Source organism: Bacteroidota bacterium (assembly GCA_016718825.1).
In the GTDB taxonomy this organism is placed as follows: Bacteria; Bacteroidota; Bacteroidia; order J057; family JADKCL01; genus JADKCL01.
Genome location: JADKCL010000009.1, coordinates 204,182 through 228,839, shown reverse-complemented (window position 1 = coordinate 228,839; position 24,658 = coordinate 204,182). Strand labels below are relative to the sequence as shown.

The following is a 24,658-nucleotide window of genomic DNA, read 5'->3' as shown; positions in this document are numbered from 1 at the left end:
CTGTCCCCGAATTGGCGGGATGGGAGTTTCCAGAATCTGGAGGCGACTACCATGTCGATGAGCCCGTTCAAGATTCCGCAGATCATTTACAAGCAATTCACCAACCGTGCAGACAAGGCGCCGAAGGTTCCTTTGCCGATTGCGCCGTTGGATGTCGCGGCCTTCCTTGCGCCGAGCGCGCGGAGCAAATTCGTTTGGTATGGCCACTCGGTGGTGCTGATGCGGATGCTGGGCAAGACCCTGCTCATTGACCCGATGTTCGGGCCCGACGCTGCGCCGATTGCGCCGTTCGCAGCCAAACGCTTCTCCGAAAACACGCTTGATCTCATCGACCAACTGCCGGAAATCGACCTGGTGCTGCTCACGCACGACCATTATGACCATCTGGACTATGCAAGCATTCAAAAACTCGCCGGCAAGGTCAAACAGTATTTTGTGGCCCTCGGCGTGAAACGCCATTTGGTCCGCTGGGGCATTCCGGGGGAATTGATCACCGAATTTGACTGGTGGGACCAACAGCATTTCGGGGAAATGGTGATTCACTACACACCGACGCGGCATTTTTCAGGGGCGGGGACTGACGGATCGGATGAAGTCGCTTTGGGGCGGCTGGGTTTTTCATTTGCCGGAGGAAAAAATCTGGTTCAGCGGCGACGGCGGCTACGGGCAACATTTCAAGGAAATCGGCCAACGGCTCGGCCCTTTCGACTTTGCCTTCATGGAAAACGGCCAATACAACGAAGATTGGCGGCCGATTCACCTGTTCCCCGACGAATGCGTGCAAGCGGCGATCGATGCGCAGGTCAAAAAAGCCATGCCCGTGCATTGGGCGGGGTTTTCCCTCTCCTATCAACATGGTTGGTTTGAGCCCGCGGTTGCATTCAAGCAATTCGCTGAAACGCGCGGTTTGGACTATGCTCTGCCTACTTTGGGGAGGATTTTTCTGGCTGCGGATGTTTTGGCTAGAGGCTTGGTGGGAGGCGTATCGGTGAGGAAAGTTCGGTCTTGGACTGCAATTCGAAGTCTGGCAAGCACAAGCATCCACCATGCACCAATTTTGGGATGGTAACTGAGGCGCTGACGCGCTATCTTTACTTCATCCATCCGCTGCTTTCCAGCCTGAGGATGTCAATTGGCTTTGCGAACACGTTTTTTCCTTCGAATTCACCTTCAAAAATCATTCCCATGAAACTGAAGTCGCTCCATTTCAAATCAATTGTTCCGGCATTTGCCTTTCTCACCATGCTGTTCGCATTGGTCGCCTGCAACAAAACCAAGGACTTTGAAAACCTTGAACTGCTGACCGGCAAAGATTGGCACTTGCAATCTCGTCAAGTGAACGGCGTCGAAATCAGCGACAGTTGTGACTGGGACGATGTATTGCGATTTACAGATGTCGCCCTGAAGTTCACCTTTGAGCCAACGTTTGGGCGCCCATGATCGCTTGGTCGAACCTAGCTGACACTTGAAGCTCATCGACGACTTTTCAGCGAAATTCGTATGGACTTCAGGGAGGTTTGGAAGGAGACGGCTGAAGCGTTTGGGCACTATATGAATTCTGGGAAATCAGGAATCAAAGATAGCGCGATGTTGGTGATCAACGAACGCCCAATGCAGAAAGCAATGACAGGGAGCCTGAGTTTCGACTTATCGTTGGCGTGAAACGTCTCGGCTGACATACCTGTCAAGGTGAAGGCCAACATCCTCCCCACTGCCACCTTGAGAAAACATTTACCCCCGCTTCCCCCCCCGCGCTGAAAAGAAAAAATGGCACATTCCTCTAAATCGTTACGGAAGGTCAATGCTCAAAAATAAAAGCCATCTAATCAACAGCTACTGGTTCTTGACTGGACTTTTCCTGCTGCTGGTGAATGACTTTGTTTTAAAGGCACATTTTGGAAATTGGTTCACCGGGAAATTGTCGGACTTCGCGGGGCTTTTCATTTTCCCCATTTTTTTCACGGCGTTGTTCCCGAGGCAAAAGAAGGCCATCTTCGTATTGACAGCCATTCTATTTGCTATTTGGAAATCATCCCTCAGTCAGCCGTTTATCGATACCTGGAATGCAAATGCATGGATTACAATCGACCGCGTGGTGGATCCATCGGACCTGCTTGGACTTTTGGCATTGCCTTTAGCGTTTCTCCTGGAAAGCAGGCGCGACAAGCTCAAACACCTCCGAATTCAACCGATCTTGCCTTTCTGCTTTCGACGTTTGCTTTGCCGCGACCTCGTATTTGACCGAAGTGCCAATCGGCATTTCCCATACGTTTCAGTTGCCAAAGGATTCACTCGTGCGGCGCTGAACCAACCTAAAGCCTACAATCATGACAAAGACCAAACACTTCATTTGCAGACCAAGACACCATTGCGTTGCGCGTTCGCTATGACCTATGTTTTGATGGGTTTCTGATTGGATGCAGTGATCAAGGGAAATGGGCTGAAGTCAACAACCATTAAAATCATTCAGGCAATTCACAGTTGTCCTGGTGAAAACTCTGACAGGGATAGAATATTGTCGGCAATCTATGAGATTTCAAAGGCATTGGAGGAAAATGCCCAGGATGAGTAAGCAAATTTATCGTCTCGGTTGCCTTTTCAACGTTGACATTCAATTGAGTGAAGAAAGGGAACGACTGTAATCTCCGCAACGATCAAGTCGTCATTCCGCTCTCCCATTCCCAAAATTGTTTCCCTCCCCCCTGCTCCCTACCTTTGCCGGGCAATGAAATTTACGCTCGAAAAGAAAGACAGCGGCTCCCATGCCCGCGCGGGGAAGCTCGAAACCGATCACGGAACGATTCTGACGCCGATTTTTATGCCGGTCGGGACCGTGGCTTCGGTCAAGGCGGTCGAACAAAACCATTTGCGGGACGATGTCAAGGCGCAGATCATTCTCGGAAACACGTACCATCTTTACCTGCGTCCGGGAAATGCCGTGATGCAAGCCGCAGGCGGCCTCCACAAGTTCATGCATTGGGATGGCCCTATTCTGACGGATTCCGGTGGTTATCAAGTTTTTTCGTTGGCAGCACAGCGGAAATTGAGCGAGGAAGGCGCCACCTTCAAGTCCCATATCGACGGCTCCAAGCACCTCTTCACCCCCGAAAACGTCGTCGACACCCAACGCATTATCGGTTCGGACATCATGATGGTCCTCGACGAATGTCCGCCGTGGCCGAGCGATGAACGTTATGCCCGCGAATCGATGGAGCTGACCCACCGCTGGGCGCAGCGCTGCAAAACACGCTGGATGGAGACCGAAGGCCTCTACGGGCATACCCAGGCCCTGTTCCCGATCGTGCAAGGCGGCATGTACCGCGAATACCGTACAAGATCCGCCGAATTCACCGCGAGCCTCGACCTGCCCGGCAACGCCATCGGCGGACTGAGCGTCGGTGAGCCCACCGAACTGATGTATGAGATGACCGACCTTTGCTGCAGCATTTTGCCGCAAGACAAACCGCGTTACCTCATGGGCGTAGGTACGCCGGAGAACCTCCTCGAAAACATCGCGCTCGGCGTGGACATGTTTGACTGCGTGATGCCCACGCGCAATGCGCGCCACGGCATGATGTTCACGCGCGAAGGCATCCGCAACATGCGCAATCAGAAGTACGAGATGGATTTCACGCCACTCGATCCCGACAGCGACCTGTTTTCGGATCAGTATTACTCCAAAGCCTATGTGCGGCATTTGTTCAAGGCCGAGGAAATGCTGGCGATGACGATTTTGAGCCTCCACAACCTGCATTTTTACCTCTGGCTGGTCGGCGAGGCACGGAAACACATTCTGGAAGGCGATTTCTCCGAATGGAAACGGCTCCTTCTCCCGAAAATCACCGCGAAGATTTAAGGATGAATCGCATGTCGGTACAATTTTTGCTTGCGAATCCCAAGTCTAGGGAGATTTCCTAACTTCGCCCCAAGGATGTTCAACAAGTTAGATCGATATATCATCTTCAAATTCCTGGGGACCTTTTTCTTCATGGTAATGATCATTCTCGCGGTGTCGATCGTGATTGACGTTGCCGAGAAGATCGATGACTTTATCGAACGCAAGCCGCCGATTGACCTGTTGATTTTCAGCTATTACCGGAATTTTGCGCTGTTTTACGGCAACCTCCTTGCCCCGGTCTGCATTTTTTTGGCGGTCATCTACTTCACTTCGAGGCTCACCAACAACACCGAAATCGTGGCCATGTTGGCCGGAGGCGTGAGTTTCTGGCGCGTTTTGGCGCCCTATCTCGCAACGGCGATTTTCCTGGCCGGTGTTTCCTTTTACCTCAACGCCTACATCGTCCCGATTGCCAATCAGCAACGGATCGACTTCGAGTATCAATACTTGAAGCGCAAGACGGTCATGACGGATACGAACATCCACAAAAAGATCGGATTCGACGAAAAAACAGGCATTGAGACCTTCATTTACATCTACTCCTTCAATCAGTGGATCAACGAAGGTTACCTTTTTTCGATGGAGGTCATGAATCAGCAGGAATTGCTGAAGAAGCTGGATGCGACGAAAATCAAATGGTTGGAGGAATCGAAAAGCTGGCGATTGGAGAATGTCAGTGTGCATTCTTTTTCAGAAGGCAAGGAATCCCTGACGCGGATTGCATCGATGGACACGACCTTTTTGCTCACCCCCAACGACATTTATATCAAGGAAATGCGGGCGGAAAGTATGCCGCTCAATGAGCTTTACAGAAGCATCGAATTGGAAAAGGTGCGCGGATCGGGCTTGGCCGAAGAGATGATCGTGGAGAAATACAGGCGATTTGCCTACCCTTTTGCAGCGATCATTCTGACGATCATCGGCTTTGCAGTAAGTACGAAGAAACGCCGCGGCGGTACACCGTTGCAAATCGGGATCGGCCTCGTGATCAACTTCATCTACGTGCTTCTCGTCGTCACCGGGCAAGCGATTTTGGGCGACAAATATCCCGCATGGGTTGCAGTTTGGATCCCGAACTTCCTCGGATTCATCGTCGGGATGTTCATGCTGCGCATTGCCCCGAAGTGATCAGTCAGCGGGCGGATTCAGGCGCCATGAATCACGCTGGTCACGCCCAACTCTTCCAAGGCATCCTCTTCCGTCGCCACGATGTGCATGACTTCGTCGATATGAGTCAAGGCAAAAACCTTCGTCACTAGATCGTTGAGTTGGCAAAGAATCAATGCGCCATCCATATTTTTCAAGGAGGTATGAATCCGGAGCAATGCACTGATTCCCATGGAGTCGCATTGATCTAGGTGCTGAAGATTGAGCACCATCTTGCGTGTGCCACCTTCTACAATCGTCGTCGAAGCCACCGCCAAAAATTGGTTGCTGGCATCGCCGATCATTCGGCCTTCAAGGTCTAGCAAGGTAATTTCCGCAAGGTGTCGATGTGCAATCGTAATCATAGCATTCTCCATTTCTCCCGTGATTTAGGGATTTATTGGGTTCAGAGCAAATATCAAGCCATCGGAAGTAGAATACTGTCGTGAAGGGACGATCGTCACAATTGGATCGGCAACGGTCATTTTGCAATGCCAAACGGCCAAATTCAGGGTCTGGGTCTCCGCTTCGAACCATGACTTTTGTCAATCCCTGGACGCAGTAAGGATGATTCCCAGAAAAAAGCATCCCATTTGATCGAATGCTCACGTTTAAGATTTGATGTAACCCAAGTTACCGTTGTCAGGAAGGCAAATGCTTGTTCGCGGCTAACGAGAAGTCGAAATTTGTAACAGAGCGGATAAAGAAGCTCCAATCGATTGCTCCGATGATTCAACTTAAAAAATCGACGATGATGAGAAGAATACTGTACACGGCAATGTTATTTGTTTTCGCAGCGAATCTTGGATTTTCCCAGAACGCGCCTTTCAGCGTCGAAATCGAGGCGATGAATGTCCCCAATTTGGGAGGACTGCAATCCTTTGCCTATGGGCAGCACGATGGAAAATGGCTGATTTTGGGCGGCAGACTCGATGGTTTGCACCGCCGGCAACCCTTTGCCTCCTTTGACGTGCTTGGCCACAACAATCAAATCATCGTCGTAGATCCTGTGGCGATGCAAAGCTGGAGCGCGCCATTGACCTCGTTGTCAACGTCTTTGCAAGAGCAACTGAGTTCGACCAACATGGAATTCCAACAAACGGGAGATATGCTCTACGTTGTGGGTGGCTACGGCTACAGCGCCACGGCAGCTGACCACATCACCTACCATAACCTGACTGCGATCGACGTGCCGGCGACGATTCAGGCTGTAATCAATGGGGCTAGCTTTACTGGAAACTTCCGGCAATTGACCGATCCGGAATTTGCCGTCACAGGCGGACATCTGGATATGGTTTATGACACATACTACCTTGTTGGTGGTCAGCGGTTTGATGGGCGATACAACCCGATGGGGAATCCAACTTACACGCAAACCTATACCAGTGCCATTCGCAAGTTTAAGATCAACGACGACGGGACCAACCTGAGCGTCACGCATTTGCCGGGACATACCGATGCAACGAACCTGCACCGCCGGGACTACAATGTTGCTTCCCAAATCCTGCCCAATGGTCAGGAAGGCTTGACTGCATTTTCCGGCGTTTTCCAAGTCGGCGCTGACCTTCCCTATCTGAATTGTGTGAACATTGACAGCAACGGTTACGCCGTCAACAATGCGTTTTCACAGTATTACAACCACTATCACTGCGCAGTACTTCCAATGTATTCTGGTACAGCCAATGAGATGCATACCGTGTTTTTTGGCGGAATCGCGCAATACTTTGACAGCCTCGGCACCTTGGTGCGCGACGACAATTGTCCGTTTGTCAAGACGATCGCGCGCGTAACCCGCGATGCCAACGGGGTGATGGCAGAATACAAATTGCCCGTCGAAATGCCGGCCTTGTTGGGCGCGAGCTCGGAGTTTATTCCCGTGGAAACATTGGAGCGTTATGGCAACGATGTCTTGAAATTGGATTCGCTACCTGTTGGACGCACGCTCGTCGGCTATATTTATGGTGGCATTGCAAGCACCGCAGCCAATATCTTTTTTATCAACTCGGGAACACAAAGCAGCGCAAACAGCCAGATTTTCAAGGTATTCATCAACAAAACCGTATCCACCGACGCCTTGAATGGCCATAGCCTGGATGCGATGAATATGCGCGTTTTCCCGAATCCCAGCTTGGGCGAATCGGTTGTGAATTTCTCTTTGTCCAGCCCAGAATTGGTGAAGCTCCGGGTATCTGATGTACATGGCAAGGTCCTTTACACTGCCGAGCAGCAATTTTCGGAAGGTGATCAGGCTTGGCCACTGGATTTTGGGGCGATGCGTCGCTCGGCTGCCTATTTTGTCACGCTTACCGCGGGTGATCGCCAAGTGACGCAAAAGGCCATCGTTGTGCGTTAAGGACTTCGAATCAGGTTGTAACCGGATTTGCTTAGTCCAAATTCACTCCAACCGGTTCAAAATATGAGGTACTTGCTGCTGCTGTTTGCCCTGAGTTTATTTTCAGCTTTGGGCGCTCAGAACATTCCCACACTCAAGTTCATCGAAGGCGGCACACATATTCACGGCGGCGGCTATCAATTTGCCGTCAAGGACTATTATCTGGTCCTTTTAGGTAACGATTCGACCTATACCGCCATGAATGCGGATCAAACGGTGATCGGCGAAATTCCCGGATTCAACAACCCAGAAAGACGGGTCACTTGTGCCTCGTTTTACATGTCTGAGACCGAGATCACGAATGCGCAGTACCGCTATTTCCTGTTGGATTCCTTGTTGAATTCGGAGGAGAGAAAGGGATTGGAAACGAAGCTCAAGGCTGCAAAAAAGGCATCTGCGGAAACGAAACGTGCAGCCTGGCAGCCCCTGATCCAAAAAGCGGGCGCAGTTGGCTTGCTCCCGGATTCGATGTGTTGGGCCCGTGATTTTGTCTTTGGATACAATGATCCTTTGGTGAAGAACTACTTCTGGCACGATGCATTCAGCGCCTATCCTGTCGTCGGGGTAACTTGGGACCAAGCCAATGCCTATTGCCAATGGCTAACCGAGTATGAAAATCGCGAACGCGCAAAGCAAGGAAAGCCTTTACAACCCGCCTATCGCCTTCCCACCGAGGCGGAGTGGGAATATGCAGCCAAGGCGCGCACCTTGGAAACAGAAACAACCACAGGTGTCAGACGGCTATACCCTTGGTCGGGCAGGTCCGTTTTGGACGAAAAAGGCAGGTTCCGGGCAAATATCAAAACAGATCACGGCGATTACATTGGCGACAACTACGAATACACCGCCCCGGTAAAGTCATTCGCTGCCAATGAATTCGGATTGTATGATATGGCTGGCAACGTGAGCGAATGGTGTCTCGATGTCATGCGATTCAATAGCCGGGAATCGCTGTCCGACCTTGATTTCCAGGGAATTCGGAATCCGGCAGGCCGCCAGGTCGGACCACAGCTTTTTCAATCCGGCCCTGAAAACGTGGAAACAACGGAGCAGCGCGTCGTCAAAGGTGGCAGTTGGGCGGATTATAAATATGCGGCAATGTCAGGCAGTCGAATGGGACATGGCCAAAATCAGTCCGGCTCACGCATTGGGTTCCGTGTGGCAATGATCAAGATGGGCTCGCCAATCCCGGCAGAATTCTGATTCGCAAAACGTCGACAATCAAGGATTTCCACATCTTGTGAGTTGGCACGATCATTGCCATCGCTTGGAGAAAACGTATATTCGCGGCATGGCCCGAAAGAATCCTCTGGCACCCATGATGTTTTCTATTCTCACGGTGGTTGCGACGCTATGGCTCGGCGCATGCAACAAAAACACTCCGACCAAGCCGCAGCTTCCGCTTTTGGATACACTCGTGACCACGGGCACGGATGCACGCGTACGCACAGGCGCCGAAGTCTTGATCACGGAACGCATGCAAACCCTTGTCAACAAGCGTATTGCCATCGTCGCCAACAACACCAGTCGTGTCTTTGTCAATGACAGCGCGGGCAAAACCGGCATCCACCTTGTCGATACCCTCCACCGGCGTGGCATCAAAATCGCGAAGGTATTCGCCCCCGAGCACGGCTTCCGAGGTGACCAAGATGCGGGAGCACACGTGGCCAACAGCGTCGACAAATCCACCGGCATCAGCATTGTATCCCTCTTCGGAACCAACAAAAAGCCCAAACCGGAGCATTTGAAAGGCATTGACCTGGTGATTTTTGACATTCAGGACGTCGGCGCGCGTTTTTACACCTATATCTCGACGATGAGCTATGTGATGGAAGCCTGCGCGGAACAAAAAATCCCGATGCTGATCCTCGATCGCCCCAATCCCAATGGATGGTATGTCGACGGACCCGTCTTGGAGGCGGCGCAGAAGTCCTTTGTCGGGATGCACACCGTCCCGGTTGCCCACGGCATGACGATCGGCGAATACGCCTTGATGGTCAACGGTGAAGGATGGCTGGCAGGCGGACAAAAATGCGTCGTGGACGTGGTGCGCTGCAAGGATTACAAACATGCGATGCGCTGGAATGAGACAGGATTAACCTGGTTGCCGCCTTCGCCGAATCTCAGCACCGAGTACAGTGCCTATTTGTATCCCATGTTATGCTGGTTTGAAGGTTTGAAAGTGAGTGTCGGCCGTGGCACCCCGACGCCATTCGAGGTTCTGGGCGCCCCTTGGCACAAAGGCTATGAAAATTCGTTGAAGCGTGACTCGATTTTGGGTGCCGTTGAACCTAGCAGGGTTTCCCTCAATGGCTTGGAGGCCGAATACATCAAATTTACACCGCGGTCCACCCCGGGCAAAGCCGTCACGCCTGACTTTCAGGATCAGGTTTGTTATGGCATCCGCTTTTTGAACAGAGTGGAAGGAAAGGAACTATTTCTCGCCGGATTGTCGTTGCTGAGCAACTTCGTCGAAGAATCCAAAAACGTCGGTGTTTCAGCAACCTTGTACCAACCGAGCTTCAACATTCTGATCGGAAACAGCATTCTGAAGTCACAGCTTGCGAAAAAAATGACCCCCGAAGCCATTTATGCGACTTGGCAGGATGCCCAGAACAAGTTCAAGGTCAAGCGTAAGAAATACCTGCTCTATCCCGATTTTGACTAATTTCGCAGCGGTCAAGTTCTATCATCCAATGTTAAGTTTCACCTGCCGTTTTCGGCCCGATTTCCTGCGAATATCCCTGTGGATGTTCGTTTTGCTCATGTCTTGCTGTGGCCTCCAAGCGCAAACCTCGGCAGCCAATGCCGACGCCGAAACGGCCCAAGAAGCCCCTGTGCAAAGCCCGAAGCCTAGCGAACGGAAAGCCCGTCTGATCAATCCTGCTGAACCCGCCAGAAATTTGCAATTCAGGACAAATCCAAGCTCACAGATTGCAAACGAATCCGGCTGGGACAGAATCCTGGCTGAAAAAATGGCCCCGCAGCGCCCCAACAGGCCCATTCCTGCCATCCTCGGACTCATAGGCGCGGCCTTGATTTTACTTTGGTCGGGTTTGCTTGTCGGCGCGATCGTCACCGAAGGCACAGTCGCTTTGATCTTGTTGATTTCGACATTGGTGCTTTCGCCGCTGGTGATCATCGGTATCATTTTTGTGATCGGCGCATTCGTTGCTGCGTTCTCGGGCGGTGAAAAACGGCAATCCAAAACGAGTAAACAATAGCGGCAAGGAGGTGCCCGTTTTTCATCGGCATTCCCCACAAACTGCGAATGGCTTCTGCAGCGCGATTAACGTCGAAGGCTAGGGCTCTGATCACGCCACGTTTCACTGCATGTTCGCGACTCGGGAAGTAGCGCATCACCTGTTGCCGGGCGCAACACGAAAAAGGTCGCCCTTTTGGGACGACCTTTTCATTTCTTTAGCGCTTTAGCGAAATTACTTCGCGGCTGCGACGACTTCGATTTTGACCTTGGCCTTGACTTCTTTGTGCAAGTCGACCGTGATCTCGTAGTTGCCAAGTTCCTTGATGACGGTGTCAAACAAGATACGTGGACGCTCGATATCATAGCCTTTGGCTTCGAGCTGATTGGCGATCATCAACGGAGTGATGGAACCAAACAGACGGCCATCCGGACCTGCGAGGGTGCTGATGGTCAAAGTGAGTTTTTCAAGTTCTCCAGCGATACGCAAAGCCTCATTCTTGATGTGGTCTTTTTTGTGTGCTGCTTGACGCAAGTTCTCAGTCAGGATCTTACGGTTGGTTTCCGTAGCCATGATGGCGATCCCTTGTGGAATGAGAAAATTGCGGGCGAATCCCGGTTTCACCGATACGATGTCGTTCTTTTCGCCGAGATCTTTGTGGTATTTCTTGAGAATTACTTCCATGATCTTACTTAATGGTATCGGTTACGAATGGGAGAAGGCCAAGGTGACGTGCACGCTTGACGGCCACTGTGAGACGGCGCTGATACTTGAGGCTTGTACCCGTGATACGACGTGGCAAAATTTTACCTTGGTCGTTCAAGAATTTCCTCAAGAAATCGGGGTCTTTGTAGTCAATGTACTTGATCCCGTTGCGCTTGAAGCGGCAATATTTTTTGGGCATGTTGGCCGACTTGATCTGATTTACAGCTGTCGGGCCGATGCCTCTGTCTTTACTTTTACCGTATGCCATGATGCGTTCCCTCGTGGATTATTTCGTTACCTCTTTTTTCTTGCCGAAACCTTGCTCACGACGCTTCTTGTTAAAGGCAGCGTGGTGCTTCTCGACGCGGACGGTAAGGAAACGAATCAAGGATTCGTCATAGAGGAACTCTTGCTCCAACTTCGGGATTACCGTGGTTGGTGCAGTGAACTCTACGTAGCAATAGTAAGCGGTATGACGCTTTTCGATCGGGTAAGCCAACTTCTTTTGGCCCCAGTGCTCGATGTTCGTGACCTCGCCACCACCTTTGGTGATCAGGTCATGAAATTTTTGGGCGACCTTTTTGTAGTCAGCCTCCGAAAGCTCCGGAACCACCAAGAAGGTGGTCTCATACGAAACTTTCAGACCTGACAGGTCAATGCTAATTTCAAGTGCCATTGAAAATCAATGTTTTATGTTCTTCTCCATGGACGACAGCCCAGGATTTTCGAAACGAGTTGCAAAGTTAGACAAAGTTTTCGCTTTGTCAACAAGGATTTCTAAAAATCATCTCTGACCCTGCATCCCACCCATTCGTCGAGATATCCACATTTCGCTCTCAAACGCCCAATCCAAAAGTCATTTTTGTTTTTTTCTTTTAGCTTTGCCCCCGTGGAAGGTTTCGTTGTATCAGCCCGCAAGTACAGGCCCGCTACGTTTGACTCCGTAGTCGGACAGTCGCATGTGACCAATACGCTCAAGAATGCCATCAAAATGGGGCAGTTGGCGCATGCATTTCTCTTTTCAGGCCCACGTGGTGTCGGAAAGACCACATGCGCACGCATCCTGGCCAAGGCCATCAATTGCACCAATCCGCCGGAAGACGGCGAAGCCTGCAACGCCTGCGAAAGCTGCACCACATTCAATGAAGGACGGAGCCTCAACATCCACGAATTGGATGCCGCAAGCAACAACTCGGTCGAAGACATTCGCAAAATCATCGATCAGGTACGCTACGTTCCTGCTTCCGGAAAAAAGAGCGTCTTCATCATCGATGAGGTTCACATGCTCAGTTCGGCGGCATTCAATGCCTTTTTGAAGACATTGGAAGAACCCCCGGCGCATGCGATTTTCATCCTTGCGACCACAGAAAAGCATAAAATCCTGCCCACCATCCTGTCAAGGGTGCAGAAATTCGACTTCAAACGCATCAAAGTCGACGCGGTTGCCGAGCACTTGAAGTCGATTTGCGAAAAGGAAGGTATTGACTACGAATACGATGCGTTGCAACTCATCGGCCTCAAAGCCGACGGCGGTTTGCGCGATGGTCTGAGCATCTTCGACCAGATCGTGAGCTTCAGCAACCGGCATGTCACATATAAGATTGTCGTCGACAATCTCAACGTGCTTGACTACGCCTATTATTTCAAAACCGTCGAAATGATGCTCGTGGCAGACCACGAAGGTTTGTTGGTGATGCTCAACGAGATCATCGACAACGGATTCGAGGTCAAAGACTTTCTCATCGGTATCACCGAGCACTTCCGCAACCTGCTGATCGCCCGCACGCCCAAGACGATCGGCATGCTGGAGTCCAGCGACAACATCAAAAAGCAATACACCGAGCAGGTCAAAGCCATTTCGGCCACATTGCTGCTCAATGCGTTCAACCTCGCCTCGACGGCCGAGGGGGCGATGCGAAATGCGGTGAATCCGCGGTTACACGTCGAGCTTGCACTGATGAAGCTCGCCCACCTGCAAACCGCCATCAACCTCGCACAGGAGAACGAAAAAAAAAAATCTGAACGGGTAGGGACGCAGAATCTTGGCGTATCGACCAACGCAGCCGTTTCCAAGGAAATTCCGGCCGAGGGCGAAGTGAAATCCGGTATTTCCTCCCTCCTGCCCGACAAAAAAAGCAAGGTGATGCGTGGGCCGTTTTTGATTCCCACCAACATCGATGACATCGACCTTTTCAGCAATTCCAAAGGTGGCAAGGACGAGGAGCAGGAAGCATTCGTAGAATATGACGAGCGTGTAACGATTGATCCTGTCGTTTTTGAGGCAGCCTACACCAAATTGCTCGACTTCCTGAATGCAGATGGCAGATACCGCGTGGTTTCCTCCTGCGCATGGACGCCTATCGCCTCGACCACAACAAATGGATCCAAGGCGTGCCCAGCGAGGTCGTGCGCCGGCAACTTGCCGACGAACGGTTTGTGATCGACTACATGCGCGAGCATACCGGCGTCACCAACCTTTTGTTGGAGATGGAAATCCAGGAATTGGCAGCGAGTGCCAATGACAGCCGTCCTTATACGAATGAACAAAAGCTCGAACAGATGATCACCCAAAATCCTGCGCTGCGGCAACTCATGAAGAAATTTGACGCACACGTCAAGTATGAGTGAAAAGTGAAAAACTAAAAGTGAAAAGTGGGGTTGGCGGTCTTTGGGGCGCTTGAGACCTTGTTAGCCGCCGATTTTGACCATGGCGCGTTTGCTGAGTTGGGCTTGCAGGTTTTCCTTGTCTTGAAATTCGGGGAGGCCGCCGAGGCGGGCCGCTTTGCCTGAAACCGCGGCTGCAATCAGTGGACGAAGGTCGGTTCCATTGCGGAATGCCGTCAACAAATCTGTTTCATCGCGCGAAAACAGGCAATTACGGAGCTTGCCTTCGGCCGTGAGCCTCAAGCGATTGCAACCTTCGCAAAAGGGCTGTGTCACGGTGCTGATCACGGAAAATGTCCCTTTGAACCCCGCGACGCGGTGCGCTTTGGAAGTACTGTTCGGCTTGTCTTCCAATTTTTCAATCGGAAAATTTGCGCCGATCTTTTCCAGCATCTCCGCATAGGAGAACACATTCTCCCAGTTCCAGGAATTGCCGTCGAAGGGCATGAATTCAATGAATCGGAGATGGAGATCGGTGTTTTGGCCCAAGGCCACGAAATCAATCAGTTCATCGTCGTTGACCCCGCGCATCACGACCATGTTGAGTTTCACATGAAACCCGCGTTGCAAGGCCAAGTCAATGTTTTGCTTGACGATCGCAAATTGGTCGCGCCTTGTGATCGCTGCAAACCGCTCTGAATCAAGCGTGTCGAGACTGATGTTAAGTTTGGTGAGCCCGATTTCCGCGAACAGATCCAAAAATTCGTGCAGCAGCAATCCGTTGGTTGTAATCGCCAATTCGACGCCGAGTTTGGCCAATCCCCTGAAAATCAATTCGGCATCGCGTCGGAGGAGTGGCTCGCCGCCCGTGAGCCGGATCTTGCTTACGCCTGCCTCCACGAATACGCCCGCGATCGCGACCAATTCGTCTGCAGCCATGAGCTTGCTGGGTGGCAGAAAGCGGATGTTTTCCGGCATGCAATACGTACAACGCAGGTTGCAGCTGTCGATCAAGGAAATGCGCAAGTAGTCGTGCCCCCTTCCGAAGGAATCGATCAACATGGGATCTACTTGTGCTTTTGGGAGCCGCATTCGGCAAAATTACGGAAATTCGGGGGATTGCTTTCCTTTTGAATTTTTGGGCATCGGCCTCGGATCAACGCTGGAATCCGTCATTCAACAAATTGGTCCTTCATCGCTTATTCTCCTAAATCCTTAATATTTCGATATTTTTGAGCCATGAGCTTCGTATCACGTCTACTATTCATCCTTGCGTTGACTTTTTCCATGGTTCAAGCGCAGCCGCTCGGAAAAAAGTTGCTTTTGGAGAAGATCACGAGTGCCGGTTGTCCGAGTTGCCCATGGGGCGACAATTTGCTTCAAAGCTACCTGCTGAACGATACCAACATCATCCCGGTGGCGATCCACGTGAACAATGCGGGGCATGTGGATCACATGTTTTCTGTCGATGGAGATTCGATTCTTGCAGATTATCTCTGGGCACATCCGACGTTGATGGTGGACCGGTACAAATGGCCCGCCTATTCGCAGACCTCGATGCCCAACACGTATTGGCCGACGATGATTCAGGATCGCAAGCAAATGCCGATGCTGGCGACGATCGGCGGCGCGACCACCTATACGCCACAGCGGGACCTCACCGTACAGGTCGAAGGAACTGTGCTTTGGGACCTCAATTGGGATTTGCGGGTGAATGCCTATCTCGTCGAAGACGAAGTCACCGGCACGGGCCTCGGCTATGATCAACTCAACGGTTACAACAATACCACGGGTCATCCGCTGTTTGGATTGGGCGATCCCATCGTCGGGTATGTACACAATTGGGTGCTGCGCGATATGTTGGGCGGGCATCTGGGGACATCGATTTTCCCGAATCCAGTGGCTGCAGGCCATTTTTTCAGCCATACTTTTCAGACAACACTGGATTCCGCGTTTGACGAAACGAAATGCAGCGTGATTCTTGTCGTGCAACGTTACGATGCCAATCCTGAAAATCGGGAGATTCTGAATGTGGTCAAACTGGGACTCAATGGCAATGTCTTGGCAGGCGCTTCCGAGGCAATATCGAAACCAACCCTGTCCATTTGGCCGAATCCAAGCGAAGGCAAAATCCAAGTATCTGTTTCAAAAGCAGGAAATTGGACGGCCACATTGATGGATTTGCAGGGAAGGACCATTCTGGAAAAGCATCTGACCGGAAACGATGCCGAATTGGACGCAAGCCCCTACCCTGCTGGCGTTTACCTGCTTCGTTTGGCGGCCATCGGCGAAATCAGCATCACCCAAAAATTGATCTTGCGGTAACGGCTATGCAGGCAAAAAGTCCGGTCAAATCCATCGAGGTCAGGCGCTATGGCGGCAACGAACGCGGCATCGAAGACCTGCTTGCGGTGGAAGAGCCGTTGGAAATCAAGCTGGAATTCGGGCCGGAGCAGGATCGGCAGCAACGCAATGTTGCCGTCACGATGCGCACTCCCGGGCATGACTTGGCCTTGGCAGCTGGATTTTTGCTCGGCGAAGGCCTGCTGCGCAGCGTCGACGACATTTTCAAGATCGACTATTGCGCCAACGTGCGCGCCCCCGAGGAATTTGGCAATGTCGTCAAGGTCGACCTGCAACCGGGAATTTTGCCGGATTTGTCGCGGATGGAGCGGAATTTCTATACGAGCAGCAGCTGCGGCGTCTGCGGAAAAGCGAGCATCGAAGCCATCGGGATGGCGGGCTGTCCGGTGATTGTGGATTCCGGGCGGCAATTTTCAGCCGAATTGATACGGAAGTTGCCGGATTTGGCGATGGCGAGCCAAACGGTGTTTAAGCATACGGGCGGGCTGCATGCGGCAACGCTATTTGATGCTGCGGGAAATCTGTTGGTTTCCTGCGAAGACGTCGGTCGCCACAATGCCGTGGACAAGGCCATCGGAACGCTGTTTTTGCAAGGGAAATTCCCGTTGCAGGATTCTATTTTGCTTGTGAGCGGCCGTGCCGGCTTCGAATTGGTCCAAAAATCGCTGTTTGCCGGAATTGCCCTGATGGTCGCTGTCGGAGCGCCGACGAGTTTAGCGGTCGATTTGGCAAGGCAACATGGCCTGAGCCTTGTTGGATTCCTGCGCGGGGACCGGTTCAATGTCTATGCCGGGCAGGAACGTTTTCTCCCCGAATAAGCGTCAATCGAGCTTGACATTCGGGTCAAGAGACCGCAGCAGGTGCTGCGTGTTTTGGGACAAGTTCAATTTGCCGTGAATCGTAACCGGGACCTGTTGTATGCGGCTGTTCACCTGATTCTGAATCATCTGCACGGCCGCACTGATCGCCCAGTCGTAGTCGAATTCGCCGCCGGGATAAACATGGAGGGCGTCAATTTCAGACTTGGTCGCTTTGCGTTGAACCGTATCCCAGATTCCGATTCGTAGAATTTCCTTGTCCAAAGTCCAATCCTTGACGCCGCCGATTTCCCCAATGACCGAGGTCACGCCGGGAATCAGCTGTTGCACATCCAGGCAGCGTTTACAACGAATCCATTTCCATTCTCGAAAAGACTCCTCCTCCGTCGAAGAAAAGCACTGTTTGCAATAGACATTAGGGTAGGCCTCACGCAACGCCAACTGTGAATAAATGATGTCGTCGATTTGGTTGGCCAATCGGGTCTGATCAACTCCAATCCTGGCCTTTTCATAGCGTTTCAATACCGCACTCGACTGTATCCCGGGTATTTCATCCAAACTGGCTTGATATGCCGCGCAGAGCTCTTCGAGCGGCAAGACACTCCGGATTCCGTTGCCATTGAGGATACCTTCCACCAATTCAATCGCCTCTTCAGCGGCTTTTTGCACCAGCGATGAGGGGTTGTAACGAAGCATCTGAAGGTTTTCAATCGCCCAATCCTCGGTTTTTTCCATGAACCCGTTGATCGCAGCAATCTTGATATGTGCCTCAGGGAATCCCGTTATCCAAACCAATAAACGCCGCTGTTTCCCGACCGGTGCGAATTCAACCAATCTCTTAGCGGCGGTGATCGCCATCATAAGGTTGAATTTCGGCAATGCTTCATCGTAATGGTTGGATTGGTGGGAAAGCGGCATCACCCAAAATCCGATCATGTACGGAAAAATGACCAACACTGGAATCGACGGGTCGATTTGACCGAGTGGTAAGATTAGCAAAATACCTACCAAACAATGCAGAAAAGGCAGCATTGCTCGGAACCTGCACATCAAGATCGTAATGCGTATCCGGAAAATCAGGCCGCGACGATCCACTTTCGCATAAGGTCGCAGCCAAACTTTGTCGAGGAACTTCTCTGTAAAGGAAAGTGTGCCCGTACTGATTTGATACATCAAAGGGCCGAACAGAAATACGATGAATATGAATCCAAAAAGGCTTTCAAAAAGAAAATTCATTTCTGTAGCTCAGCAATTTGTTGGTCACACGGAATATTTTTCGTGAATGGATTGTCATTCTGCTTCAATCTACGAAAAAAGACGATCGGCGGCCAAAGTAGAATGAAAAAATTCTGTGGGTCGCGATTGAGGGGGGCCTAATTTTGACACCTGTTTGAATACAGGACCGACCTAGATTTGTGCATCAGAAAAATGTCCAATCCATTCAGTATGAGAATATTTACCGTCCTTGTGATCGTTTTCGCAGGAATGTTGGGAAACCACCTTGTCGCCCAACCCGATACGATCGTTGCCTTTGATGTACAAAACCGTACGATCTCCCTGATCCCGCCGGTGCCTGTCGACACGAACATTCAATTTGATCATAGTTCATCCTCGGTGGGCCCACTTGGCAACCAAAGCATTCTCAGCCTTGTGCCGCCGACCACCAATCTCTTTCCCGGGAGCCAATTTTCACAACTTGCCCGTGCGGAACTTTTTGATCCCGTCACGGACTTCCCGGCGCGTACCGCCATTCGCATCTGGTATTGGGAGGATGATACGCTGCGCAACGATTGTTCGGGAATGATGGTCGGCGACCAATTTGTCTTGACAGCTGCGCACTGCGTTTATACGCCTTTCTTCGGCCAAACATGGCTGGGTGACAGTCTGCTCGTTGCACCCGCCTACGACAACGGCCAATTCCAGCCCAATTTGCCCACGAGCAAGGTTTCCCATTGCTATATTTTCAAGAAGCATTATGACAACAATGGATGGCATGACATTGCACTTTTGCAACTCCAAGAACCCATTGGGCAAACAACCGGGCATATTGGCATGGCTTTCACTGCGGATACGAGCTACTTTTCGGGGAAGGTTTTTCACAAATACAGTTACCCGATGCAGCCTTCCTTCATGGATACGAGCCTGCATTACAACGGGGACACGTTATATTACAACTACGGCGTGATCGGCTCCGATGGCGGATGGCTTACCATTCCTTCCGGAACTGCCTTGGCAGCACAAGGCCAAAGTGGAAGCAGCATCTTCTATACGGATAATCAGGACTATTACAGTTTCGGAGTCCTGAGTTATGCGAGTCAGTACCGTCATTATCAGATTGGTCGGGATGCATATTATCAACTCACCAACGTGATGGCGACGCAATCCGTCGGACTTCCAGAAAACCCATCCCAAGCCGCCAATCTGCAAGTTTTCCCGAATCCGTTTTCGTCTTCCACAACCATTCGTTTTGCAAATCCAAGGGGAAATCGGCTCGGTTTTCAGGTCTTGGATGCGCAGGGCCGAATGGTGTCGCGCATGGACGGACTTACAGGCGAGGAAATCACCTTCGAACGCGGAAATCTTGCCGGCGGACTGTATTTTTTCCAGTTGTTGGCAGGAGAAAGGATCATCGGACGCGGGAAATTTGTGGTGGAGTGAGAACTTAATCAATCCGCCCGACCAGCTCACTGATATTGGGTTGCTGCCGATCGAGTTGCGATTGATTCACTTGAACTTGCCTGTCCACGGTGATCTGCTTCGGGCCTGCCGTCAAAACCATGATGGGAATTCCCAGCGCACTTGAAACGACGGAAGCCGTATTGGCATCGTTGATTTCAAACTTAAAGTCGTTTTCGAAGGTCTTGCGGCCATTTTTCAACGACTTTGGTCGAATCCAGAAGAAATTGGGGTGGTTTTGCCAGACATCCCAGATTTCGTCGCCGATTTCTTTGACGACCGTTTTGAACGCTGCGGCTGAACCGACATACTGTGTCAAACGGTTCCCGATATAGCAGTAAATCTTGGGGACTTGCAAGTTGAATCGGTTCGAATTGATGACAAATTCGGATTGTTGCGCGCCCGAATACCGTCCCACCCCATATACCAAGGCCAACACCGCCCGCACGGCACGTTTCGATGAACCATCCGCCGAAAATGGGATCATTAAGCGATCCGAAGCCGACAAAGCCAATTCCGTGTAAATGGAGAAACTCGGGTTGCAATCAATAAAAACCGTCATTTCCGGCTGATTCCAAGCGGTTTGAATGTCGTGGATCAAGTCAGAAATCCAGGTATGTACCAAACGCCAGGCATCGGCAGGTCCTGGAAAAGTTGCATTGGAAACCCGTGAGGACTGAATCTCGAGTTGCTCATCTCCTACTACGAGATATAAATTCGAGGGAATCTGCGGATTCAATTCAGCCACTTTGGTCACAAAATTGGCTCCCGTACGAGGGTTTTGGTAGGGGCTGAAAATCCGATCCTCGACATAGCCGGAAATGGTGCGTCGTGGAACGCGTGTCGCAAGCTGTTCCAAGGCAGATTCACCCGCTACGATACCCCCCAGGAGCATCCCAGAGGCATTTGCTTGCGGGCAAAGGTCGATGACGAGGATTTTCCGGTCAGGATGGGTTCGGGCATATTCGGCAGCAACTTGAAAGGTGAGGTAGCTTTTGCCAACTCCGCCCTTGTTGTTCCAAATTGCATAGACTGCCATTTCTTTCCGTTTGAAGGCAAAGTTGGTAATTTTTTGGGGAAATGTTGCGGGGTGTGATTCCGCGAAACTACCCCCCCATCCCCAAAAATTTCCTAACTTTATCCCTAGCACTAGAGTTGTTGGGATATGGCAAATTTTGAAATCGAAGTTGAAACACCGCGCTACGTGCGCGCCGGGGTGCGATTGCTGCCACCCGAAAAGTTTCGCAATCTCTCGTTGACGCAACCCGCCAACAAAGCGGCCGGGCTTGCTGCAGTCAAGGAGGCCATGGCCCACCTGAGTCGGGAAATGGGTGTGGGCAAGGGTTTGCGGCTGATCGGCAAAATGAACCAACAAGACGGATTCGACTGCTCGGGTTGTGCTTGGCCCGATCCCGAAGACCACCGCAGCAGCCTCGGCGAATACTGCGAAAACGGCGCCAAGGCGCTCGCCGAAGAAGCCACCGACGCCAAGGTCGATCCCGCATTTTTCAGGACCCATTCCGTCGAAGAACTCAGCCTTTGGCCTGATTTTGAGCTCGGTAAGGCAGGGCGTATCACCCAGCCGATGATCTTGCGCAAGGGGAACAGCAACTACGAACCCATCAGCTGGGAAGACGCATTCGCAAGGATCGGGCAACAACTCAAATCGCTTTCCAGCCCCGACGAAGCCATTTTTTACACTTCGGGCCGCACAAGCAACGAGGCCGCCTTCATGTATCAGTTGTTGGTGCGCGCTTATGGCACCAACAACCTGCCCGATTGCAGCAATATGTGCCACGAAAGCAGCGGCACAGCCTTGTCTGCCACCCTCGGCATCGGCAAGGGCAGCGTGAAACTCGAGGATTTGTACATCGCCGACGTGATCGTCGTCATGGGCCAAAATCCGGGGACCAACCATCCCCGTATGCTGAGCGCCCTCAAGAAATGCAAGGAACGCGGCGGCACGATCATCGACATCAACCCGCTCAAGGAAGCCGGGATGCAACGCTTTGTCGATCCGCAAAGCCCCATGGAGGTGCTCAAGGGCGGAACACAAATCGCCGACATGCATTTGCCGGTGCGCATCAACGGCGATGTCGCCCTGCTCAAAGGCATCCTGCGGATTCTCTGGGAGATGGAACAAAAAGTCCCCGGAAAGATCTTTGACATGGCCTTCATCCAAGCCAATACCCTTGATTTCGAGGCCTTTTTGGCCGATGTCAAGCAAACGGATGTCGCTGTATGTGAACGCGAAAGCGGGATCAGCCGGGCGCAAATGGAAAAGGTGGCGCGGATCTTGGGGCATAAGCAGAAGATCGTTTTTTGCTGGGCCATGGGACTCACGCAGCATGTGAATGCGGTGGCCAATATTCAGGAAATCGTGAATTTGTTGCTCGTGCGTGGCGCGATCGGGAAGCCGGGTGCGGGCACTTGTCCCGTGCGCGGGCACAGCAATGTGCAAGGCGACCGCACGATGGGCATCTACGAGAAGCCGGCCGAGAAATTTTTGGCATCCTTGGATGCACGGTTTGGGATCCAATCGCCGCGGGCGCATGGGTATGACACGGTCGAGGCGATCCACGCGATGCTCGATGGCAAAGCCTCCGTTTTCATCGCCATGGGCGGCAATTTCATTTCGGCAACGCCGGATAGCGAAGCCACTGCCAAGGCCTTGCAAAATTGCGACCTCACGGTGCAAATCAGCACGAAGCTGAACCGCAGCCACGTGATTACGGGCGCAGAAGCCATCATTTTGCCTTGCGTTGCGCGTTCGGAGACGGACCGGCAGAAGTCAGGCGTGCAATTTGTCTCCGTCGAAAACAGCATGGGCGTCGTGTCCAAAAGCCAAGGTTCGGGTGATTTGGCGTCGCCGCATTTGCGCAGCGAACCGTTTATCGTTGCGGGCATCGCCAAGGCGAGCCTGCCCGATTCGGTGAAAATCGATTGGGATGCCATGGTGTCCAATTATGACAAGGTACGCGACCATATTGAAGCGGTCATCCCAGGTTTTGAGGATTACAACCGCCGCGTTTTGCAGCCCAATGGCTTTTACCTGCCCAATGGACCGCGCGAGGGAAAATTCACCACGGCGAGCGGCAAGGCACATTTTACGGTGAATCCGATTCCGAAAAGCCTCTTGGAACCCGGCCAATTTGCCTTGATGACGATTCGCACCCACGATCAGTACAATACGACGATTTACGGCCTCGACGACCGCTACCGCGGCATCCTCAACGAACGCAGGGTGGTGTTGATGAACACCGACGACATGCACACGTTGGGACTGCACTCGCGGGACATGGTGGATTTGACGAGCCATTTCCGTGGCGAAAAACGGCATGCAAAAGGCTGGATTGTTGTGCCTTACAACATTCCTAAAGGTTGTATGGCCACATATTTTCCCGAGGCGAATGTACTTGTCCCATTGGACCATGTCGCCGAAAAGAGCAATACACCCGTTTCCAAGTTTGTGGCCGTGACGGTTGCCAAATCAGAAATGAAAGCCAAATAGATGCAACGACTCCATCCCACCACGCAAGTTTGGCTGCGCCGATGCTTCGGCGTTTTGGCCGTTTTGTGTGCGCTTTTCCTGCAAAATTCAGTCCGGGCACAGAAAACAAAGCCATTCGAAGAGGTTTCAAAAATGGCACTTCACGATGAACAACCGACGGCTTGCATCGCCTACTGGTGGTACAATCAGTCGCGCTGGGATTCAATTTGGAGCGAAACGTATGTCTATTCAGGGGATGGCTTGTTGACGGAAGTGATCCACGAAGAGCCTCAGCCGACGCTGGGTTTTCAACCGCATTCCCGCCACCTTTATGCGTATGATACCGCTGGAAGGCAAACGAGCCATATCCAACAAACTTGGGGAAGCGGCACCTACACCAATGCACAGCGGCAGATGTTGTACTATGATCAATCGGGAAAAGATAGTCTGGAATTTCATTTTTCCTGGGCAAATACACAATCAGGAATGGATTGGGACACCATCAGTGGGAGCAGGACTTTGCGCACCCATCTTCCCAACGGCGCCATCAGCAGCGAAGAATTTTCCAGCTGGACGACCATCACTTCCGGGAGTTATTGGGCTCCGCAAAACAAATCGGAATACAGCTATTCTTCCTTGCTGGAATGGGATACCGTAACCTACTCTCAATTCCTGAACGGAAACTGGCTGGCCAATGGTCGGAAGGTCGACATGGTTTGGAACAACTTTTCCCTTGGACAAAGTGCAGCTTTCGTCACGCAACTTCCCAATGGCGGATGGAGCGACGTGCAACGTACCACCTGCACCTATAGCGGATTGGATTCGGATTGTTACACCGAGAATTTTACCAGTTTTTGGGATACCGTTTCGCGCCAAAGGGCATTTTTTGACACCGACGATGAACTCATCCATTCGGAGGAAAGTCAATTGCAGGGCAACATCTGGAGCGTCACCAATGGCCGTTATTACGACTACGTGCGTGACAGCATGGGTCGAACGCAGCAACTCGTGCAGCGGGAATGGGATCCGCAGCATGGCTATATCAATGCGATGAAGTATGTCTATTCGGATTGGTTTGTCGGCGTCACGGAGGTCGAATCCCAGAATTTCCATTTGACTGCCTACCCTAATCCTGCCACCGAATTCTGCAATTTCAAGTTGGAAGAGAGGATGGTCGGACCGGTTTTGATTGAATTGTTTGACCTGAATGGGCTTTGCAGGCTGCGCAACCTCCGAAGTGGCTCCCCCTCCGAAATCCAACTCCTGTTGCCGGAAACCTTGGAAAACGGAAACTACATTTACCGTGTGACTTCAAAATCAGGAAGCGCAAACGGGAAAATCCAACTGCGTCGCTGAAAATTC

22 protein-coding genes and 1 pseudogene are annotated in these 24,658 nt (G+C 51.6%); 16 read left to right on the top strand and 7 right to left on the bottom strand.

What is annotated here, in order from left to right; genetic code table 11:
- From IPN95_12945 to IPN95_12925, 5 genes and pseudogenes are all read left to right on the top strand, one after another.
- A pseudogene (locus tag IPN95_12945) lies at window positions 1-1,069 on the top strand (MBL fold metallo-hydrolase).
- A 116-nt stretch (window positions 1,070-1,185) separates the two neighbouring features.
- Window positions 1,186-1,440 (top strand): hypothetical protein, encoded by a 255-nt coding sequence (locus IPN95_12940; protein ID MBK9450292.1) that lies wholly within the window; start codon window positions 1,186-1,188, stop codon window positions 1,438-1,440.
- Between the two features lie 361 nt (window positions 1,441-1,801).
- Complete coding sequence (locus IPN95_12935) at window positions 1,802-2,413, top strand: hypothetical protein (GenBank protein ID MBK9450291.1); 612 nt, start codon at window positions 1,802-1,804, stop codon at window positions 2,411-2,413.
- 312 nt (window positions 2,414-2,725) lie between these two features.
- Window positions 2,726-3,856, top strand: coding sequence for a tRNA guanosine(34) transglycosylase Tgt (tgt, locus tag IPN95_12930; protein MBK9450290.1), 1,131 nt, complete (start codon window positions 2,726-2,728; stop codon window positions 3,854-3,856).
- Between the two features lie 132 nt (window positions 3,857-3,988).
- Complete coding sequence (locus tag IPN95_12925; protein MBK9450289.1) at window positions 3,989-5,026, top strand: LptF/LptG family permease; 1,038 nt, start codon at window positions 3,989-3,991, stop codon at window positions 5,024-5,026.
- 17 nt (window positions 5,027-5,043) lie between these two features.
- Here IPN95_12925 and IPN95_12920 read toward each other — a convergent pair whose 3' ends face one another.
- Entirely contained in the window at window positions 5,044-5,421 is a 378-nt protein-coding gene (locus IPN95_12920) for an STAS domain-containing protein (GenBank protein ID MBK9450288.1), read from the bottom strand.
- Window positions 5,422-5,798: 377 nt separating this feature from the next.
- On the opposite strand from IPN95_12920, the gene IPN95_12915 reads away from it, so the two are divergent.
- The 4 genes from IPN95_12915 (at window position 5,799) to IPN95_12900 (ending at window position 10,660) form a co-directional block, all read left to right on the top strand.
- A complete protein-coding gene (locus tag IPN95_12915) occupies window positions 5,799-7,397 on the top strand; it encodes a T9SS type A sorting domain-containing protein (protein ID MBK9450287.1) in 1,599 nt (532 codons plus the stop codon).
- A 63-nt stretch (window positions 7,398-7,460) separates the two neighbouring features.
- Complete coding sequence (locus IPN95_12910; protein ID MBK9450286.1) at window positions 7,461-8,639, top strand: SUMF1/EgtB/PvdO family nonheme iron enzyme; 1,179 nt, start codon at window positions 7,461-7,463, stop codon at window positions 8,637-8,639.
- A gap of 115 nt (window positions 8,640-8,754) precedes the next feature.
- The gene (locus IPN95_12905; GenBank protein MBK9450285.1) at window positions 8,755-10,104 is read left to right on the top strand and encodes a DUF1343 domain-containing protein; all 1,350 of its coding nucleotides are present in this window, start codon (window positions 8,755-8,757) and stop codon (window positions 10,102-10,104) included.
- An 82-nt stretch (window positions 10,105-10,186) separates the two neighbouring features.
- Window positions 10,187-10,660 carry a hypothetical protein gene (locus IPN95_12900; protein MBK9450284.1) on the top strand — a complete coding sequence of 158 codons (474 nt, stop codon included), beginning with the start codon at window positions 10,187-10,189 and terminating at the stop codon, window positions 10,658-10,660.
- A 213-nt stretch (window positions 10,661-10,873) separates the two neighbouring features.
- On the opposite strand, the gene IPN95_12895 is transcribed toward IPN95_12900, so the two are convergent.
- The 3 genes from IPN95_12895 to rpsF are packed head-to-tail and all read right to left on the bottom strand — an operon-like array spanning window position 10,874 to window position 12,020.
- Complete coding sequence (locus IPN95_12895) at window positions 10,874-11,323, bottom strand: 50S ribosomal protein L9 (protein ID MBK9450283.1); 450 nt, start codon at window positions 11,321-11,323, stop codon at window positions 10,874-10,876.
- Between the two features lie 4 nt (window positions 11,324-11,327).
- Window positions 11,328-11,612 (bottom strand): 30S ribosomal protein S18, encoded by a 285-nt coding sequence (locus tag IPN95_12890; GenBank protein ID MBK9450282.1) that lies wholly within the window; start codon window positions 11,610-11,612, stop codon window positions 11,328-11,330.
- A gap of 18 nt (window positions 11,613-11,630) precedes the next feature.
- The gene (gene rpsF, locus IPN95_12885) at window positions 11,631-12,020 is read right to left on the bottom strand and encodes a 30S ribosomal protein S6 (protein MBK9450281.1); all 390 of its coding nucleotides are present in this window, start codon (window positions 12,018-12,020) and stop codon (window positions 11,631-11,633) included.
- 213 nt (window positions 12,021-12,233) lie between these two features.
- Between rpsF and dnaX the strand changes: the two genes are divergently transcribed.
- Both dnaX and IPN95_12875 read left to right on the top strand, forming a co-directional pair.
- Window positions 12,234-13,784, top strand: a complete 1,551-nt coding sequence (gene dnaX / locus IPN95_12880; GenBank protein ID MBK9450280.1) for a DNA polymerase III subunit gamma/tau — start codon at window positions 12,234-12,236, stop codon at window positions 13,782-13,784.
- The gene (locus IPN95_12875) at window positions 13,736-13,972 is read left to right on the top strand and encodes a hypothetical protein (protein ID MBK9450279.1); all 237 of its coding nucleotides are present in this window, start codon (window positions 13,736-13,738) and stop codon (window positions 13,970-13,972) included. Before dnaX ends, IPN95_12875 begins: the two co-directional genes overlap by 49 nt.
- 60 nt (window positions 13,973-14,032) lie before the next feature.
- On the opposite strand, the gene moaA is transcribed toward IPN95_12875, so the two are convergent.
- Window positions 14,033-15,010 (bottom strand): GTP 3',8-cyclase MoaA, encoded by a 978-nt coding sequence (gene moaA, locus IPN95_12870; protein MBK9450278.1) that lies wholly within the window; start codon window positions 15,008-15,010, stop codon window positions 14,033-14,035.
- 177 nt (window positions 15,011-15,187) lie between these two features.
- Between moaA and IPN95_12865 the strand changes: the two genes are divergently transcribed.
- Together IPN95_12865 and fdhD are read left to right on the top strand one after the other, a co-directional pair.
- Complete coding sequence (locus IPN95_12865; GenBank protein MBK9450277.1) at window positions 15,188-16,273, top strand: Omp28-related outer membrane protein; 1,086 nt, start codon at window positions 15,188-15,190, stop codon at window positions 16,271-16,273.
- A 5-nt stretch (window positions 16,274-16,278) separates the two neighbouring features.
- Window positions 16,279-17,130, top strand: coding sequence for a formate dehydrogenase accessory sulfurtransferase FdhD (gene fdhD / locus IPN95_12860; protein ID MBK9450276.1), 852 nt, complete (start codon window positions 16,279-16,281; stop codon window positions 17,128-17,130).
- A 3-nt stretch (window positions 17,131-17,133) separates the two neighbouring features.
- On the opposite strand, the gene IPN95_12855 is transcribed toward fdhD, so the two are convergent.
- Entirely contained in the window at window positions 17,134-18,303 is a 1,170-nt protein-coding gene (locus IPN95_12855; protein ID MBK9450275.1) for a hypothetical protein, read from the bottom strand.
- Between the two features lie 273 nt (window positions 18,304-18,576).
- Between IPN95_12855 and IPN95_12850 the strand changes: the two genes are divergently transcribed.
- A complete protein-coding gene (locus tag IPN95_12850; GenBank protein ID MBK9450274.1) occupies window positions 18,577-19,788 on the top strand; it encodes a trypsin-like serine protease in 1,212 nt (403 codons plus the stop codon).
- Between the two features lie 4 nt (window positions 19,789-19,792).
- On the opposite strand, the gene IPN95_12845 is transcribed toward IPN95_12850, so the two are convergent.
- Window positions 19,793-20,845, bottom strand: coding sequence for an AAA family ATPase (locus tag IPN95_12845; protein MBK9450273.1), 1,053 nt, complete (start codon window positions 20,843-20,845; stop codon window positions 19,793-19,795).
- A 126-nt stretch (window positions 20,846-20,971) separates the two neighbouring features.
- On the opposite strand from IPN95_12845, the gene IPN95_12840 reads away from it, so the two are divergent.
- Entirely contained in the window at window positions 20,972-23,317 is a 2,346-nt protein-coding gene (locus IPN95_12840) for an FdhF/YdeP family oxidoreductase (protein MBK9450272.1), read from the top strand.
- Window positions 23,318-23,449: 132 nt separating this feature from the next.
- Entirely contained in the window at window positions 23,450-24,652 is a 1,203-nt protein-coding gene (locus IPN95_12835) for a T9SS type A sorting domain-containing protein (GenBank protein MBK9450271.1), read from the top strand.
- The last annotated feature ends 6 nt before the right edge of the window (window positions 24,653-24,658 follow it).

Bases quoted from the DNA above. Each gene is read 5' to 3' on its own strand.
- IPN95_12940 (MBK9450292.1), top strand. From the start codon at position 1,186: ATGAAACTGAAGTCGCTCCATTTCAAATCAATTGTTCCGGCATTTGCC.
- IPN95_12935 (MBK9450291.1), top strand. From the start codon at position 1,802: ATGCTCAAAAATAAAAGCCATCTAATCAACAGCTACTGGTTCTTGACT.
- tgt (MBK9450290.1), top strand. From the start codon at position 2,726: ATGAAATTTACGCTCGAAAAGAAAGACAGCGGCTCCCATGCCCGCGCG.
- IPN95_12925 (MBK9450289.1), top strand. From the start codon at position 3,989: ATGGTAATGATCATTCTCGCGGTGTCGATCGTGATTGACGTTGCCGAG.
- IPN95_12920 (MBK9450288.1), bottom strand. From the start codon at position 5,421: ATGGAGAATGCTATGATTACGATTGCACATCGACACCTTGCGGAAATT.
- IPN95_12915 (MBK9450287.1), top strand. From the start codon at position 5,799: ATGAGAAGAATACTGTACACGGCAATGTTATTTGTTTTCGCAGCGAAT.
- IPN95_12910 (MBK9450286.1), top strand. From the start codon at position 7,461: ATGAGGTACTTGCTGCTGCTGTTTGCCCTGAGTTTATTTTCAGCTTTG.
- IPN95_12905 (MBK9450285.1), top strand. From the start codon at position 8,755: ATGATGTTTTCTATTCTCACGGTGGTTGCGACGCTATGGCTCGGCGCA.
- IPN95_12900 (MBK9450284.1), top strand. From the start codon at position 10,187: ATGTTCGTTTTGCTCATGTCTTGCTGTGGCCTCCAAGCGCAAACCTCG.
- IPN95_12895 (MBK9450283.1), bottom strand. From the start codon at position 11,323: ATGGAAGTAATTCTCAAGAAATACCACAAAGATCTCGGCGAAAAGAAC.
- IPN95_12890 (MBK9450282.1), bottom strand. From the start codon at position 11,612: ATGGCATACGGTAAAAGTAAAGACAGAGGCATCGGCCCGACAGCTGTA.
- rpsF (MBK9450281.1), bottom strand. From the start codon at position 12,020: ATGGCACTTGAAATTAGCATTGACCTGTCAGGTCTGAAAGTTTCGTAT.
- moaA (MBK9450278.1), bottom strand. From the start codon at position 15,010: ATGTTGATCGATTCCTTCGGAAGGGGGCACGACTACTTGCGCATTTCC.
- IPN95_12865 (MBK9450277.1), top strand. From the start codon at position 15,188: ATGAGCTTCGTATCACGTCTACTATTCATCCTTGCGTTGACTTTTTCC.
- fdhD (MBK9450276.1), top strand. From the start codon at position 16,279: ATGCAGGCAAAAAGTCCGGTCAAATCCATCGAGGTCAGGCGCTATGGC.
- IPN95_12855 (MBK9450275.1), bottom strand. From the start codon at position 18,303: ATGTATCAAATCAGTACGGGCACACTTTCCTTTACAGAGAAGTTCCTC.
- IPN95_12850 (MBK9450274.1), top strand. From the start codon at position 18,577: ATGAGAATATTTACCGTCCTTGTGATCGTTTTCGCAGGAATGTTGGGA.
- IPN95_12845 (MBK9450273.1), bottom strand. From the start codon at position 20,845: ATGGCAGTCTATGCAATTTGGAACAACAAGGGCGGAGTTGGCAAAAGC.
- IPN95_12840 (MBK9450272.1), top strand. From the start codon at position 20,972: ATGGCAAATTTTGAAATCGAAGTTGAAACACCGCGCTACGTGCGCGCC.
- IPN95_12835 (MBK9450271.1), top strand. From the start codon at position 23,450: ATGGCACTTCACGATGAACAACCGACGGCTTGCATCGCCTACTGGTGG.